General features: G+C 35.5%; 9 protein-coding genes. 4 read left to right on the top strand and 5 right to left on the bottom strand.

Features of this window, described 5'->3' with window-relative positions; genetic code table 11:
• Nucleotides 1-60 precede the first annotated feature (60 nt).
• Nucleotides 61-2,241 carry an alpha-N-acetylglucosaminidase gene (locus K5X82_04170; protein ID QZT38101.1) on the bottom strand — a complete coding sequence of 727 codons (2,181 nt, stop codon included), beginning with the start codon at nt 2,239-2,241 and terminating at the stop codon, nt 61-63.
• 367 nt (nt 2,242-2,608) lie between these two features.
• Here K5X82_04170 and K5X82_04165 point away from each other — a divergent pair, with 367 nt between their 5' ends.
• Both K5X82_04165 and K5X82_04160 read left to right on the top strand, forming a co-directional pair.
• Complete coding sequence (locus tag K5X82_04165; protein ID QZT38100.1) at nt 2,609-10,042, top strand: T9SS type A sorting domain-containing protein; 7,434 nt, start codon at nt 2,609-2,611, stop codon at nt 10,040-10,042.
• 157 nt (nt 10,043-10,199) lie between these two features.
• On the top strand, nt 10,200-10,874 hold the full coding sequence (locus K5X82_04160; protein ID QZT38099.1) for a DUF2293 domain-containing protein: 675 nt from the start codon (nt 10,200-10,202) through the stop codon (nt 10,872-10,874).
• A gap of 9 nt (nt 10,875-10,883) precedes the next feature.
• Here the strand turns inward: K5X82_04160 and K5X82_04155 are convergent, their stop codons facing one another.
• From K5X82_04155 to K5X82_04140, 4 genes are all read right to left on the bottom strand, one after another.
• Entirely contained in the window at nt 10,884-11,513 is a 630-nt protein-coding gene (locus K5X82_04155) for an NAD(P)H-dependent oxidoreductase (protein ID QZT38098.1), read from the bottom strand.
• A 217-nt stretch (nt 11,514-11,730) separates the two neighbouring features.
• Nucleotides 11,731-13,476 (bottom strand): ABC transporter ATP-binding protein/permease, encoded by a 1,746-nt coding sequence (locus K5X82_04150; GenBank protein ID QZT38097.1) that lies wholly within the window; start codon nt 13,474-13,476, stop codon nt 11,731-11,733.
• Nucleotides 13,477-13,490: 14 nt separating this feature from the next.
• Entirely contained in the window at nt 13,491-15,233 is a 1,743-nt protein-coding gene (locus tag K5X82_04145) for an ABC transporter ATP-binding protein/permease (GenBank protein ID QZT38096.1), read from the bottom strand.
• 2 nt (nt 15,234-15,235) lie between these two features.
• A complete protein-coding gene (locus K5X82_04140) occupies nt 15,236-15,871 on the bottom strand; it encodes a TetR/AcrR family transcriptional regulator (protein ID QZT38095.1) in 636 nt (211 codons plus the stop codon).
• A 544-nt stretch (nt 15,872-16,415) separates the two neighbouring features.
• Between K5X82_04140 and K5X82_04135 the strand changes: the two genes are divergently transcribed.
• Both K5X82_04135 and K5X82_04130 read left to right on the top strand, forming a co-directional pair.
• Nucleotides 16,416-16,964 (top strand): RNA polymerase sigma-70 factor, encoded by a 549-nt coding sequence (locus K5X82_04135; GenBank protein ID QZT38094.1) that lies wholly within the window; start codon nt 16,416-16,418, stop codon nt 16,962-16,964.
• Between the two features lie 98 nt (nt 16,965-17,062).
• Entirely contained in the window at nt 17,063-17,977 is a 915-nt protein-coding gene (locus tag K5X82_04130; GenBank protein ID QZT38093.1) for a FecR domain-containing protein, read from the top strand.
• The last annotated feature ends 28 nt before the right edge of the window (nt 17,978-18,005 follow it).

The following is an 18,005-nucleotide window of genomic DNA, read 5'->3' as shown; positions in this document are numbered from 1 at the left end:
TCTTTTTTAAGATGTATAACTAAAGTTTTCCAATAGTATGTAGTGGCAAGGAGCTACTGTTTAGTTATTATAGCTATTAAGTATTCTTGAGTAATATTTATTGTATACTTTCTCAGATACTTCATAAGGTGTTGTTTTTGATTTTAATGTTGAAACACCAATTTGTCTAGTCCATTTTTCTTCGAAGGGAAAAAAGTTCGGTTTTTGCGTATGTTTATTACTGATTTTCTCAAGTAAATAATCAAAATATTTATTCCATCTAGGATAGTAAAATTCACGAAGTAACCCTGCCCATTCTCTATGAGAATATTCATGCAGGTTTGAATCTTTAAAAGACCATGTTGTTATTTGTGTTTTTGCGTTGAATTCAAATAGGTCTTTTTCTGATTCAAATGTTCCACGATCTCTTGCGTTTTTGATCCAGTGATCTAGTGTGAGGCTTGGAATCGTACTTAGCAATTGATCTTGATCAAGTATTAGCTGAAGGAATTCTTTTGTATATTTTGTCAACTTCTCTTTGTCTTTGTTATGGAAGGCTGTAGTTATTTGTTGATGTAAATACTGACTATAGTTCGAAAGACATTGTCTTGTAATGTCTACAAGATCATATTTGTATCCTTCATTTGTTATAAAATTATCTTTATTTTCGATGAAAATTTTCCAAGCAGGAAGTAGTTCCTTCGGATTGTAATAAAGATCCGAACTACCCCATGTTGAAACACTTTTTATATTTAATGATGGCCTTGCACATAAATAAGATTCAGTCGTACCTTGTTGTGAGCTATTTTTAAGTAGTTCTTTGCCATATACTGTTTTTCGAAGAACCTGCCAAGCATCTATGATGTCTTGATTTAATTTACCATATCGACTCTTGATGTAGGTATTTAGCCATTTGTCAAGATCGATAGGTTTGCGATGCCATCTTACATCGAATAAAAGATCATAAATAACACTATTATTATCTATTCCTTCCATCATTGCACCTATACCACATAGGTTTCCTCCAAATTTCTCATGATGAAGTGCTCTGAAAGGTTCTTTTGCAATAATATCCATTCTTCCGAACATTCCTACATTGCCACCAAAATTTGTGATCATAGACCATACCCATGGTTTTCCATTCCATCCGTTTCTCTCTTCCCATTGTGGTCTGTTATCACAATCAAGGTCTAGAATGATGATTTCATCTGAAGGAATATTTTTAATTAGCATTGGGCTTGGGTTATGTTGCCATCCTTGAAATACCCATTTGGAATCTGGAAATGAAGCTCTCATGGCATGAACGAGTTTTTCTCCTGCATTGGGGAGATTAATTCCTTTCGAAGATCCTCCTTCATGAAATGGATCTCCTGAGAAGTATTGAATATTTCCATATAGTTTTTTTAATTCTTCATAATAGATCTTCGATATTTTTATGAATAAAGGATCTGTCGGAGAAAGGAATGCGGGTCTTTGGAAACCTCCAGCCCAAAGACCTTGGTCTCGAATGTCCGCATTAGGATATTTCTCTTTGAAATAGGTTGGTACCATGCCGAAAAAGCCAGGGACAACAGGTTTCATGTCGAGTTCTTTCATTCTATTAAGAATTTTCTTTTGAAGTTCCGCTTGTTGGTCTATATAAGTGTCTGAAAGAGGACCTCCCCAGCCTTCTAAGTTGCCCATTAACCACCAAGCATTAAATGCTGGTCCTGGGATAAATTGATCGATCTCTTCTTTTGAACAATTTAACCGTAGTAATGTGTTACGCCATACTGCTTCGATACCATTCATTGCTAACGGAAGATTAATTCCTCTCATAGCCATTAAATCAATCTCTTCTTCCCACCTGGGCCAATCCCAGAATGCCATAGAGTAGCTATAGGTGCAATAGTTTAAATAATATGAATATTCGAAGGAAGCTTTCTTTTTTATAGGGAAGTCTATTTTAGGTAATGTATTAGGAAAGTCAAGATTAGTTGCTTCCCATGTGATCTGACTATTGGCTTTATTATTAATATACCATTTTAATCCAGATGCTAGAGCTATACGGTTGTTGCCCTCAATAATAACCTTATTGTTGTTTGAATTAATCGTAAATTCATCTTGTAGGTGCTTCTTCTTATTAATATGGAAGAGGAAATTGTTGGATTTATCTTTTAATACTCTGTTTGATAAGGATTCCATCACAGGATCATTTTTGACAGAGTTACATGAGATCAAAGAGACCAATAGGATTGATCTGAGACATGTTTTTAAATTCATCTTTGTTATAGTTTATGGGTTTATTCACAATAACAAATATACAGAATTGAAAAACAAATTTCTGTATGAAATCGTATCACAGAATGTTATAACTTCTTATAATCGTAACACCTTTATTAAGGTCGAAACAGATATCATATTGTCTATTATCTTAGTGTAAATTGTATATGTTGATATATGTATATATTATGATATATATTGACATATGAAATTGTTTTAATATGAATATTATATGATTTTACGCATAAATAGTTGGTATTTGTTCATATTTATTTAATAGTTGTTAAAATATATATATATTGTTGTTTGTTTTAAATGGAGTGTATTTCTGTTTAAAATCTATTATATTATAATCAAACAACTATTTATGAGAAAGATTTACTTTTTAGCTCTACTAATGTTGGCAGTTAGTATGGTTGGAATTGGGGAAAATCGGTATCTTCCATTTTCAAAGCAACGAAAAGGGTATGATTCAAAGGAACAGTCGATTATTCCAGTCCGAAATGTAATTAATGGAAATAATGGATCTTTAGAGGTCTCGTATATGTTTCCTGGGGCTAATGCAGTTGATAAGGAAGTGTCAAAAATAGCCTATTCATTTCTTCATGTTGATGGCTTTGGTCAAACAGGACAAGTCGGAGCTCCGTCATTGCCTATGAGAAATGATATGTATGTCTTTACTAAAGATGAAAATCCAGTTATTCAAGTTGTAGATTCTGAATACATCGAGGTGGAAGGGTTCACTATGCATCCTACTTTAGACTTTGCTTTGGATACAGAAGGTGCGCCTGAGCCAGAATTCAAAAAAGATGATGAAGTATATGGAAAGAATTCATTTTATCCTGGTTTTCAGGCAAAATTAGTCCAGAATCAGATCATGCGTGATACACGTATAGTAAAGGTTCAAGTTTGCCCAGTACAGTACAATCCAGTAACAAAGAAACTACGTCTATATTCGAAAATTGTTTATAGGATTAATGGTGGGAATGGTAAAGTGTATACTGACATGAATCCTACCGCAGTAAGTGTGCTTAAGAATGTTGCACTTAATGGTGATAATATTGAGGAAACTAGTATGTTAGCAAGAGAATCTGCTGATATGAATGCAAAGGATTATTTAATTCTTACGCATAAAATGTTTGAGGGACCTGCAAAAAGGTTAGCAAACTGGAAAGCTAGTTTAGGATATAAGGTTGAGCTAATTTCGAAAGAAAAATGGACTACAGCAATGGTAAGGTCTGAAATATCACACCGCTACCATAATATGACACCAAAGCCTAAATACTTTGTCTTAGTTGGTGACAACGAGCAGATTCCAGCGATGGAATTCAAAAGTTATAAGGACGATCCATTCTTTAGTGATCTACCTTATGCTTGTATGGATGGAAAGGATGATTTCACCCCAGACATGGCAAAAGGTCGTATCTCAGTTAGAACATTAGATCAAGCTAATGTTGTTATTAATAAAATCATCAATTATGAGAAAGATCCTGTTGCAGATGCAAGTTTTTATGAAAAAGGATTGAATTGTGCTCAATTCCAAGATGATGAAAAAGATGGTTTTGCTACTAGACGTTTTTGTCATACAAGTGAAGATATCCGCAAATATGTTGTGGGACAAGGGTACCAAGTGGAGAGAATTTATTATGCAGATAAAAGTGTAAATCCTACAAACTTTAATAATGGAAGTTTCTCTCAGGGCGAACCTATTGCACCTGAGCTATTGAAAAAGAATGGTTTCAATTGGAATGGAGGAAAAACAGAAATTGTTAATTCTATTAATGATGGTCGTTTTTATGTTTTCCACCGTGACCATGGTTATTCAGGTGGTATCGGATGGGCACATCCAAAGTTTGTTACTTCTCAAATTAGTGAGTTACATAATGGAAACAAGTTACCTGTTGTATTCTCAATTAATTGTCATACTGGTGAGTTTTCTTACCCTGAATGTTTTGCAGAAGGATTCTTGCGCAAAAAGAATGGTGGAGCTGTAGCAGTTTTTGGTGCGTCACTGTATTCATTATCAGGTCCTAATGATGGTCTTTCATTAGGTATGATTGAATCAATTTGGCCTGAACCAGGTATTCTTCCATCATTTGGATCAGGAAGTGGTGCTAAAAATCCTCGTGCAAAAGGTTTTGATCAACCGACAACACGTCTTGGTGATGTCCTTAACCTTGGGTTACTAAGAATGAATGAAACATGGGCTCCAAACCAAGAAACATTAATCTATACTTATAGATTATTCCATCTTTTTGGTGACCCTGCCATGCGTATGTGGACTATGGCTCCACAAGAGATAACAGGAACGCTTCCTAAAGAACTAAAAGAGGGACAAAGATCTTTAGACTTAGCTGGAATATCTAAGGATGGAGCGATGGTTACACTTGTGTCTGAAGGAGAGATTCTTGCAAAGGGAGTTGTACAGTATGGAAAATGTCATTTAGATTTTAGTCCTTTGAAAAAAGGTAAGAAGGTTGACTTGACCATCAGTGCATTGAATTCTAGGCCTTTGTATAAGTCTTATTCTATGGATGCAGATAAAGTTGCTCCTATCGCAGAGGTGTTATTATCTACCAAAAGAATTACTGCTGGTTCAAAATTAGCATTAACAGCTTCTGTAACTGGTAGTGTGGATAAGTATAAATGGTCTTTTAGTACTGATAAAGTTGTATTCGAGGCACCTTCAACATCATCTTCGGCAGCACCAACTGTTGTTTTCAGTGAAGAAGGTATTTATGATATCACTCTTGAGGTGAATAATAAATATGGTAGTAATAAAACAGTATTAACAAAAGCGGTTCAAGTTATACCTGCATTGGCACCTGCAGCTGTTGGTACTATCTCCCCAAAACCAAATAATTTTGGAATGGGAATCTACAAATTCACATTGGGTAAGTTTTCGAACAGCTCAAATAGTGTCAATAGAGAACCTGGTTATATGGACTTCACTCAGACGACTGATATAATCAGTACTTGTGAAGGAGAAAGATATCCTATGTCGGTAAAAACAGGAGACACTAATCCTGTTAAGGCATTGGTTTTTATTGATAAAAATGCGGATGGGAATTGGACTGATGATGAATTAATTGCACAAAAAGCAAGCTTTCTAGAAACATTTACTACTGAGCTAACTATTGATGATACTTATACGAAAGACAAGCCCATTCGTATTCGTGTGATGACCGAATATAGTAAAAACCCTTTAGCTAAACCATCTGATGATATTCAGTATGGTCAAGTTGAAGACTATATGATGGTGGTTCACGGTGCACTTCAGCAAATTAAAACGCAACCTGCTGAAGCCGTAGGTTTCAAGCAAGGTACAGTTTTCGCAAAGTTGACGCTTATGGGTAATCCTAATATCGAAGAGAAAGGATTCTACTATGGAGATAAACCAGGTGTTTATCTATACCATCAAAAACAAGTGGTAGAAAATATCGTAGATAATAAAATATCATTTGAATTAACTGCATTGACTGAAGGAACTGCATATTTCTATAGACCTTATATGATTATTGATGGTGAAATGATCTGGGGTGAAGAGATGTACTTTGTTACCTATGGAAATAGGCCTGATGCACATGTTACAGATTTCAAAGCATTTTTAAGTATGAGTAAGCAACAACCTCTGTCATGGAATGCTGCCAAAAGTACAAATGCGATTCATGGATATCTGATTAAAATAGATACGGATAAGGATGCGATTGATAATCCTAAAGATGGTGTCGTAGAAAAAGGTAATGCGATCTATATGAAAGGTAGCAATACTGACTTTGCTCAAATCTCAGGATTGACACCTAATACCAACTATTTCTATAAGATATTCCCTTATGCAAATGATGGTAAAGACATACTTTATTACACAGATGGAGCCGTTCCATTGGCAGAAGCTAAAACTTTAGAATATGGAAAATACCTTCCAATTAATGTAAAGTATAGCTTCCTATCATTTATAAACTACCTCAAACTAGCAAACGTAAGCAATAGTGCAAAACGTTCTGGTGGTGAAAATGATTTTAAAGCATTAGAAATAAATATCTGCCCTGATAGAACTTACACTTTAACACTTAAAGGTAGTGGTTTTATGAGCTACAAAGGTGCGGTGATGGTATGGTTTGACTGGGATCAAGATGGTTTCTTTGATTCTTCTGAAGGAGAGATGGTTTATTCTGATAAAGGGGCATTTACTGTAAATCATAAGATCACGGTTCCAAAGGATGCTAAAACAGGAAAGACATATCTTCGTGTTTGTTATGCGAACGAATCGGAAGCATTCAATTCATTTTCAAGTAGAATGTTAGCTGCTTATGAAGATTACACTGTGAATATCGATAGTAAGTATGACCCCATTGCAACTTGGAATGGAACTACTTCATCGGTATGGTCAGAGGCAACGAATTGGGAAGGTGGAGCATTACCGAAACAAGGAGCACAAATTACGATTAAATCAGGTGCAAATAACCCTATCATTGATACAGAGGTTAATTGTGATTTTATTAATATCGCAAAAGGTGCATCATTAATCGTTGCAAAGAGTGGAACTTTAAACACAGACTCTGATATCTATAATAATGGTGAATTGACTGTGAATGAGGGTGCTGTTAATGTAAGTGGTACTATGTTTGTCGCAGCAGATGCAACGCTGTCAATGAATAAAGGTACGATTGAAACTGTTAATATTAGACAAAGTGCTGACGAGCTAAAGTTACAAGGAACTTATAACTTTAATGAAGGTACCATTACTGTTCATAATAGTTTCTTCTGTGCAGCTGAAGGTTTCAAATCTCGAGTAGGAGAAAACTTTGTTCTTGAAGTTGGAGGAAGCTTAGCTTTAAATGATTATAGTTGGGAAGGTGGTTTCTTCAAAGGAACACTTCGAGTTATCAAAGGACGTAGCACTCACTATGTAACAACTTTTGCAACGAAGACGAATGCATTAACTGTTTCTAAATTTGAAGTGAATGCTCCTGGTGAGAAAGTTTATCTTGTTCATAAGGGTGATGAAATTGAGAAGACCATCACTGTGATGGATAAATGTAGTTTCATTGCTGGAGAGATCTATTCTCAGTATGGAGACATAAAAGGTGAAATAGTCAAAACAGTCAATGCCATTTCAATTAAAAATGTAACCATCAACAAAGATGCTACCGTTGATTTAAGTGTTTCATCTGTTGCACTGGGTGGCGTAGTCGATGGAGATGGTCATTTTAATCATTCAAAAGCCAGTGTTCAAGCGCAATTACAGTCTGAGGACTTAATCCTTAATATTCCTTGTGAATTTGGTGGATTTGAATCTATGGGAGATCATAAGGTTGTTGTAAATAAACCATTTGTGATGTATGACCTGAGACGTGTTAGTAACATGGATGTGAATGCAACTGAGGTTACTCTACCTGCTTTCTCAATTGGAAACCCATTTGCTCCTGCGAAACCAACGATTTTCCATTTGAATGGTTCGTGTTCTTTTAATCAGGTAATGAAGAGCTACAAGAAGTCTACCACTATAAAAGTGGAGCGTGATGGTATTACTTATACCCATTCATTGAATGCAACAGCTAAAAGTGATGAGCATGGAGTTGTTCATTATATTTTCGAAGAACCAACTGCTGATTATGTAAAAGGAAGAATGTTAATTTCTACAGATAAAAATGCTGCAGAAAGAAAGTTCGCCAACACTGTTGCAGTAGAAGGTGTCGTAGAAATGGAAGCTCAATTGCAGTGGGGTACAAAAGAAGATGGTAAGGTTTGGGAAGTTGTAAATACTGAAAATATGACGAACGACCTTAAGGTAACTCTTGGTTCTAAAACACAGATAATTGCAATTTTACCTCAAGCTGCTGCACCAAAGGTCGCTATAGATGATGCATCAGGTGTTCCAGCACACATCACGGGAGTGAAAGAAAATGTTGAGTTCCACTTGAATGACAGATCATGGTGCCATTGTGTAGATAATCAAGAAATCTATCTAAATGGGGCAAATACATTGACTGTCCGCTATGAAGGAACTGATAAAATAATACCTTCAATGGAGTCTGCTGATCTTGATAACGTAGATGATGTTGTTAATGAAATGGTGCTTTCCAATACAGAGGTGAATGAGAATGATGGAGATAAAGCATTAATTGGACAGTTCAATGCTGTTGGAGCAGATGACTATAAGAAGAGTGCTACAACTATCGTTGCATCGTTGCCTGCAGGCGTAGAAGATAACGATCTGTTTGTGATTGAAGATAATAAGTTGTACGAAAAGGCTTCTTTCGATTTCGAAACGAAGGATTCTTACACTATTAGCGTAAACTTTAGTGACGCTAAGATGGCATCACACAAGTATTGCATTGATGTTAAGGATGTGAATGAGTCTCCTGTATTGGTTAAAATTGCGGATAATGAGGTTGCAGAGAATGAAGTTGGTGACATTGCTATTACAGTCAATGATCCTGATGTAGCTCATGGTGATGTGTTAACTTGGATTCTTAAAGAGGGAGTTGTTGATAATGATTTAGTAGAACTGTCTGAAAAAGAAGGTGTATTACATCTACAGTTTAAGGATGCTCCCGATTTTGAGACAACTACTGAAGTAAATCCTGTTATTGTGGTAACAGATAATAGTGGTTTATCTCTTGAGATTCCTGTGGCAATTACAGTATCTGATGTGAAGGAGCTTCCTAAGGATATCGAATTGTCTAAGGCTATTATTGATGAGAATGCTGCTGTTGGGGAGAAAATTACTCTAACTGTTGTAGATGATGATAAGGTAAATGGAGACCATACGATTACTTTGGTTAGTATTGCAGGAGAAAATAAAGAGTTGTTCGAGTTGAAAAACAATGAACTAGTGGTGAAAAATCCAGTCATATTCTACCCAGGTGCTGATTCAAAGATTATCGTAAGTCTATCTGTAACTGAAGAAGGAGTTAAAGGAAGTGCTTCAATTGATAAAACAATTGATATAAATGACATCAACGAGGCACCAAAATTCATTAACACCAAATTCGAAGGACACGTTCAAGAGAACAAAGATTCTGGGATCGTTGTAAAAGAGCTAAGAGCTATCGATCCAGAGGCAGATCAAGTATCATTTGCTCTTGCTGCAGGTGCTCCTGATGCATTTATAGTGAAAGACAACTTCTTGATTGTCAACAAGTCGATGGATTTTGAAGATGTGTCTGCATATGATGTAGAAGTAGAAGCAGCTGATCCACAAGGATTGAAGTCTGCTAAATCATTCAATATTATTGTAGATAACATGAACGATATGCCTATTGCAGTGATGAATGAAATTGCAGATAAAGTACAAGCTGGTACTGATATTTCACTGGATGCTACAAAATCAAATGATGAGGATGAAGGAACAAACCTTACATACACTTGGAAAATCATTGGATTGAATGCAACGATTGATAATGCAGATAAATCGACAGCAACACTTCATATTCCTGCAGTTCAAAAAGAAACAGATGCAACTATTGTACTAGAGGTAAGTGATGGTAAAGAAACGTCAACAGTATACCACTATATTAAAGTTGTAACCGAATCTACAGCAGTAGGTGATAAGATTACGATGAATGTAGATAAGGTTTATCCTAATCCATGTACAGATCATTTTAAAGTAACTCTTCAGTCTGAATTAATTGAAGAAGTACGTATTACTTTGATCAATAATATGGGATCTACAGTTTGGAGCAAACTAATGAATGCGAAAGAAAAGCGTTTTGATGTGAATGTTCCAGCTGGAATCTATTTCGTGAAAATTGAAAGAGCTTCTTCTACATCAGTTCAGAAACTGATTGTGAAATAAGGAGGTATTCCAATATTCAATGTCCAAGGTCGCTCGAGAGAGCGGCCTTTTTTAATTTTATCATATGAGTAAATAGCATTCATTACACCATATTATCTAACTTAAAAAAAATCTATGAAGTGGATCGAATATAAAATATTAGTTTTGAAAATAAAAAATGGAACTAGATGTAGTCATGTCTACAGGTGAGAAGTTGCTTGACAAGCAAGGACAAGAAGTATCAGTCCCACCACAATGGGTGTTTTTGCCTGCAGGCGATGCGGGTGTAACGCGTGCTATCACCAAACATAAGAACTATATAAGAGTAAAAGTATTGCGAGGTAGACGAGCAATATCTAAAGGAATTTGGGCTCCTGAAGCATTAATTCTTGAGGCAAAACAACGAATGGAGGCAATGCGTTCTAGTGAGAGTTATCAGAAACAGAATCTTCAAAGAGGAATTCGTCGCGATCAAAAACAAGAAGTTTTTAAAGGTGCATTAGAAAGTGCAATAAAAGATAAATTGTCGTTTCATTTATGCTATAAAGAGTTGGAATTCAAGTTGGCAAAAGCCATTGCAGATCATTCTGCTCCTATAGGAAGTGGGACAGTGGCTCGTTCATCTAGGCTGACAATGGAACAAAAAGCAGAGAGAGCGATCAATGGCTGGGTACGTCATCATTTAACTCCTTATGACCAATTAAAAATAGCAAGAGTGAAAGGAGCAAGAAGCATGGCACGTAAGATAATGATTGAAAAAGGGAATGAAGTATTGGACATATATAGAATAGGACAAGAGAGACCTTCCCCTTGTCCTATTCAAAAATCGTTAGAGAGCATTATGTCTAACTAGGTGGCAAGACTATAACTCTGTTGAGATATCTTGAAGACTTCGACGTACTTTCTTCATATGTTGGTATTTGTCGTCTTCAGCACGATATCCGACAGGGATTACAAGAGATGCATGAAGTCCTTTCTCTGTAAGATTAAGGATCTCATTATAGCCATTGGCATCAAATCCTTCCATTGGACAAGCATCGATATTTAGCTCCGCACATGCTGTTAGAAGAACCCCCATTGCAATATAGGTCTGTTTGGCACTCCAAATTGCCATCGATTCTTTGTCCATTCTTTGAATATATCCCATAACAAACTCTTTAAACTGAGAAAGAACTTCTTTGGGAAGTGACTCTAAAGTTGATTTAATCTCAATTATTTCATCAACATGTTTCTCCTTTACTTCAGGATAATAGCTAAGTACAATAAGATGGGAGGCTTGTGTAACTTGTTGTTGATTAAAACTGTAAGGCAGAAGATGCTCTTTTAGCGTATTATCTTCAATGATATGGAAATGAAAAGTTTGTAATCCTAATGAAGTTGGAGTTAATTGAAGGGCACGTTTTAGTGTGTCCATATTCTCTTTAGAAACTGTTTTTTTAGGATCAAATGCTTTTGTTGCATATCTCCACTCTAGGTGATCAATTATATTCATATCAGTACTATTCTATTATAAGTCGAGTTGTGATCTATTCCCAATTAATATGCATCATTCAGGTAAATCATTTCTGCTAATATAGTAGAAAAATATTTAGTATTGGATCTTTTAGTCTTTTATTTTAATGATAAAAATGAATATCATGATACCTAAAAAGGCTATTCATATATTATGAATAGCCACTGAATTAATTACAGTTTGTTGTTGAGGATCTCTATGAGGGTATTGCCTCTGAAAGATGTTGTTCTTTGGACATTCGATAAAAGTACCCCTTATTGTTTAGGAGCTGTTTCGGAGTGCCTTGTTCTATTACGCTTCCTTTGTTAAGCACTGCTACATGATGTGCATTTGCAATTGTTCTCATTTTATGTGCGATAATTAGAACGGTCTTGTTTTTCACCAATTCAGAAAGTGCCTTTTGTACTTTCGACTCATTTTCTACATCCAAAGATGCTGTGGCCTCGTCCAAAAGAATAATCGGTGCATCTTTTAATAGTGCCCGAGCAATAGATATTCGTTGCCTCTCACCACCTGATAAGGAATCGCCATTCTCGCTAATTACGGTTCTGTATTGTTGTGGAAGTTCGCTGATGAAATCGTGGCATTGGGCTAATTTGGCTGCTTCTATTACCTCGTTATCCGTAGCATTTTTCTTCCCTAATCGGATGTTATCCATAATAGATGTATTAAAAAGAACCACATCTTGAAAAACAATGGCATAATGTTCAAGGAGTTTTTCAGGATCAATATTTTGAATATTGGTGCCACCAAGAGTAATGGTTCCATTTTGGTGATCCCAAAAACGTGCAGCTAATTTTACCGTCGTCGTCTTGCCTCCTCCAGAAGGACCGATTAATGCTGTGACCTGTCCTTGTTTAGCCGTAAATGAAACTTTCGAAAGTACGTTGTCTCCTTTATCATATCGAAACGATACATCTTTAAATTGGATGTCATAATTGGATGTTTGTAACTGTTCGTTGCCTTCTTGTGATTTTAGTTGATGAATCTCTTTTAGACGATGAATTCGAACATCAAGAAAAAGCAGTACTGCAAAGTTGTTAAAGACTTCATGTATAGGAGTGTATATTTGAGTTCCTAGGGTTAAGAATATGAGGTAATTGAATATGGATAGGTCTCCATTGTTTAAAAGAAATGCACCTGTAAGTATCACCGACGGAAGGCCAAGCTTTAAGATGGCTTGCGAACCATTTACACATGCTCCATTAAATAGTTCGCCATGAATTAATTTGTTTTCATATTCATCCACTTGCCTCTCAAACTCATTGTCGTATTGACTTTCTTGCTGATAGGTTTTGACCTCTTGGATTAGTTCTATCCCTTCTTGTATTTTTTCTGTTACAACAGCTCTTTGGTTATGCAGTGCGATATTCCCTTTGGACATTTGTTTTTTTGACAAATAAATGACGATGAAAGCTGTTGGAAGAACCCAAAATAGAGAAAGAGTCATTCTCCAATCAAGGGTAAACAACCCTATAAATGCTAGCCCAATAGAGATAATGGACGCAAATAGTTGAGGTACTGCATGCGAAAAGATATGTTCTAGGTCTGTGGCATCTGTCATAAATCTTGTGCTCAATTCAGATAAGTCTTTACGAGAGAAGAAAGAAATAGGCAGCTTACGTAGTTTCTCTGCTAATCTAATTCTTCGGTTGGCACTCTCATTATAAACTTTTGTATATACGCTATCGTATTGGAATAATGCCACCATATAGATAAGTCCCATCATCATTACACCAACCATGATAAAAGTGGAGAGTGTCCAAGGGGATGTAAAATAGGATAGGTGTTTCATTGGGAAATATTGGTCTATAAACAGAAATAGAAACACCATTGGCAACATCAAGGTGATGTTCTGTAGTGTAGACCAGCATATTCCTTTTATAAAATCATCTGTTCCTTTATCTGATAGCTCAAATCGTTTTTGAAAATATTGTCTCATAAATCTTTAATTTTTTAAAGTGCCCATTGTGTTGATCGTTGATACTCTTCCCACATTTGGCTGTAATGTCCTTTTGTCGATAATAGTTGTTTGTGGGTCCCGTGTTCTGTGATGATGCCATCCTTTATAAGTAAAATCTGATCTGCATGAATCACATTCGAAAGGCGATGAGCAATAGTGATCACCGTTTTTCCTCGGGTTAACGTTTGTAAGGCTTGGTGGATTAGGTGTTCATTTTCTGGATCGGCAAAAGCAGTTGCCTCATCTAGTACAACAATAGGAGCATTTTTAAGAATGGCTCTAGCGAGACAAATTCGTTGTTGTTCTCCGCCAGATAGATATACGCCTTGGGTTCCAATCATGGTGTCTAGACCTTGAGGCATTTTATCTATAATATCTTTACATTGAGCTTGTTCTAGAGCGATATTAATTTCATCGTCTGTTTTATCTCTTTGTCCAAAAGTGATATTGTCTCTTATACTTTTCTTAAATAATTTGGTGTTTTGGAAAACAAAGGAAATATTTCCCATTAGGTCATCTTTACTCAAGTCTGATATTGGAATGGAACCAATATAGATTGTTCCATTTGTTGGTTCCCAAAAACGAGGGATAAGACGAGCAATGGTTGTTTTGCCACTTCCTGAAGGTCCAACCAAAGCTATATGTTGCCCTTCTTGTACATGAAATGAGATTCCTTTTAATGTGAGATGATCGCTGTTCGGGTATTGAAAATGAATGTTTTTGAATGTGATGGTTAGAGGCTCATCTTTGATTGATTTTGTCCCATAATCAATCTCATTGTAATCGACCATATTATCTATGCGATCTAATGCTTCTGTTGCTTGGCTAATTGATTGGGATAGATACATACTACGCATAATAACATGAGCGAAAATAGGGGTAATTAATATGAGAAGCATAATATTCGTCATGGTCATCACCACGTCTTCGTGAAGGTATGTAATCAGGCCTACTCCAAGAGGGATAAAAAGGAATGCAAAAGAGTTAATAAGCACTAAATAAAGAGACATGGGTTTTTTGCACCAGCGTGTATAAGAAATGACCATCTCTTTATAGTTCATAATGCTTTGATAGAAGTTTTTGAATGAGTAAACGGTCTGTTGAAAGGTTTTTACAACGGGGATTCCTCGAATATACTCGATGGATTCAGTATTCATTTTTTCAAGGTGGGTCATATAACGTTGCATCATCTGCTGACCTTCCTTTCCCATCATGATTTTCATGGTATACACGGAGGTGATTAATGGAATTATACAGACAACCCCCATTCTCCAATCTACGATACAAGAAAAGGTGATGATTGTTAGGGGCATAATGATGGTTCCAGCCAAATCAGGAAGTTGATGAGCTAGAAATGTGTGGGTGATGGACGCATTATCGTCAATGGTCTTTCTGATTTCTCCGCTTGTATATTTGTCGAAGAAGCCAAGTGGCATACGAATGATCTTGTTCATCGCACGCTTTCGAATACAACACTCTGTTCTAAATGCCGCTAGGTGGGAAAGAGAAAGTGCAACAAAATATAAAAGTGCACCTAAAACGGCTATACCTAATGCCATGGCTGCAAGACGAATGTTTGATAACTCTCCCTTTTGGAGAAGTTCTTTCACTATAATCCAAATAATAAGGAATGGGGTAAGTGTAGCAATTGTGCTGAGGGCAGAAATAGCGATCGCACTAGGAATAAGTAGACGCCTATGTGGCATATACTTCTGTAGTCTAGATAGTATGTTCATGATTATTTTGAAATTAATTTTGAATTGCCAACTTTCATTAATTGCTTCCATCCAGCAGTTGAATATTCCACATAATCGTGAAAAAATTGTAGTATCTCTTTTTCAGTTAAATCGTGGGTAACAATTTCACCCAGAATATTGACAAACCACGAGCATATATTATGAAGAAAGAACGAGGATACTGCAATATTAATTTCAGGATATTTTTCTTTCATTTTATCCATATAGGATTTACCAATCTTCCCTTGGAGGCGAACAAAATCGTCTCTAAAATTTTCGTAGGTAGATCCATGGGATTGAAACAACAAAAGCTTTAATTCCTGCTTGTATTTGGTTACAAGTCTTAAATACAGTTTTGAACTTTCATCTTTAAAATGGGTTGAGTAGAACACGTCAATATCAATATGGTTGGGTTCATTATGATTTTCTAAAAGGAGGGTGAGTTCCGTGAGTAATGGAGTCAGGATTTCGGAGAGAATCTCATCTTTATTTGCAAAGTAGTTATAGATATTACTAAGTCCTACATTTGATTTTTGTGATATAGATCTCATTGAGCTATTCTTAAATCCTTTCTCAAAGAATTCGTTTCTTGAAGTTTCGATGATCTTTACTCGTAAATCGTGTTTTTTTGTTTGCATATATCTCTTGTATTAGAGAACGGTGTTCTTTTATACAAAGCACGTCAATATAATGTCCTTTAACAATCCCTATTTTTAAGTATATCTGATAGATAAAAGAGAACAAAGTGTTTGGATGTTCTACTGTCTCTCTAATCTTATTTTTATAGATTTAAGAGTGTGATTACAAATGATCTTTTTCTAAAGATTCTATCTATATGAAGAAGTTGTTTTGATGTTAAAATATGACGTAAAATGTTGTCTAATGTTGATAATGTGTATATTGTGTCAAACTAAACTTTTACTAAAACTAACTATACAAAGAGATATGTTGATGAAAATCCACTTTTTGCCTGCATGTATGAATTTTTTTTCACTTGTTAATTTTCACCTAATGATGACTTCATATCATACATCTTTAGGTTTTAAAGCACTACCTTTAATTAAGTTGATTGTATGAGAAATTCATATTTTTGATTTTGCTTGTGTGAATTGTAGAAGGTGTATAGAAATGTGTGCAGATCTTCAAATATAATGATGACTCATCTTAGTTAAATTGTTATAGATGAATAAACAAAATGATATTGACTCCATTACATTGGGGTGTTTAGCACTAGGTTCTGAGGGTGCTTTACGAAAAATAATAAAAAGATATAATGATGATTTGATGCGATATGCTTTTTCTCTATTGAAGGATCGAGAGATGGCAGAGGAGGTAGTAAGTGAAGTTTTTATTAGTTTTTGGTCCAATCGAAAAAGGATGAAAGACATTATCCATCTCAAGAGATATTTAGTGGTCTCTGTAAGAAACAAATCTTTATCAGAATTGTCAAAGAAACGAATATTAACCTCTTCTGAAGAAAATAATGAAATGTATCAACTGTATAGTGATCATCGTTCTATTGAAGATGATTGGATCTCCAAAGAGTTTTATGAGTTTGTGATGCAGAAAATTGATTTTCTTCCACAGCGTTGCAAGGAAGTTTTAGTTATGGCAAAAATTAATGGGTTGAAACAATATGAAATTGCGGAGATATTGTCAATTTCTCCTAAGACAGTTGAAAATACATTGGCTAGAGCATTAAAAAAGCTTCATGAATCGGTTGGTATTTAGTTGATTGTATAAATAATTGGATATAAATGTAAAAAAATAATACTTAGATAGGGGGATTTTATCTTTTTCGAAGTCTAAGTATATAGTCCGTGTCATTTATGAGTAAAAAAAAATATTACAAGTTAAAGTCGAAGTCCTTACTTGGGACATTAACAAAAGAAGAGGAAAAAGAGCTATCTCTTCTGGAAGGACAAGAGAATAGTTCCCTTGATCTTCGACTTGATGCATTAACTGCTGGTGGCAGTGCTTCAAAAAGAGTGGAGAGAAGGGTTTTAAATGAAATACGTAAAAACGAAAGTCTTGGTGTTAAATGGTGGCTTACTCTTGCTGCATCTGTATTGTTATTTGTGGGCATGTTTAAGTTTGTAATGCATGTAAATATGATAGACAGTTTTGAGACTTATGCTAATAACACTGAAATTGTAAAAAAGATTGTACTGAAAGATCGGTCCATTGTGACTTTAAATAAGGGAGCATTTCTTGAGTTAAGAAGTGATTTTTCCACGGAACGCCGTGTTCATCTTTTAGGAGAGGCTATGTTTCAAGTTTATCATGATGGTAGACGCCCTTTTGTTGTTGAGGGAGAATATGGTCAGGTAGAGGTGTTGGGAACCACTTTTGTCGTTGACAATAGTGATAGTATGACAATGGCCACTTTGGTTGAAGGTTCTATTGCATTTGATAATAATAGTTCAAATAAGGTTGTCCTTAAACCAAATCAGCAAGCTGTTGTCGATCAAGATAACAAGATTCGAATTTCAGAAGTGAAAACATCTCTGTCAACTTCTTGGGTGGATGGACAGATACGTTTTAAGGAAGAAGATTTGAGTTCTGTTGTGCAAAGAATAGGGAAGGAAAAAGATGTGGTGATCACCATTAGTGATTCATTGAAAAGCAAAAGAGTTTCAGGAGTATTTGAGATCTCTGATACTGTGGAAAGTATGCTTTATGCTTTAACCAAAGTTACAAAAACCAATTTAAAAAAGGATGGTAGTGTCTATGTAATAGAATAATTTGTACGTAGATCCCACTGTGTGGGCT

It is taken from the genome of Prolixibacteraceae bacterium (genome assembly GCA_019856515.1).
Classification (GTDB): Bacteria; Bacteroidota; Bacteroidia; order Bacteroidales; family Prolixibacteraceae; genus Halosquirtibacter; species Halosquirtibacter xylanolyticus.
This window is presented reverse-complemented; position numbering and strand designations above follow the sequence as displayed.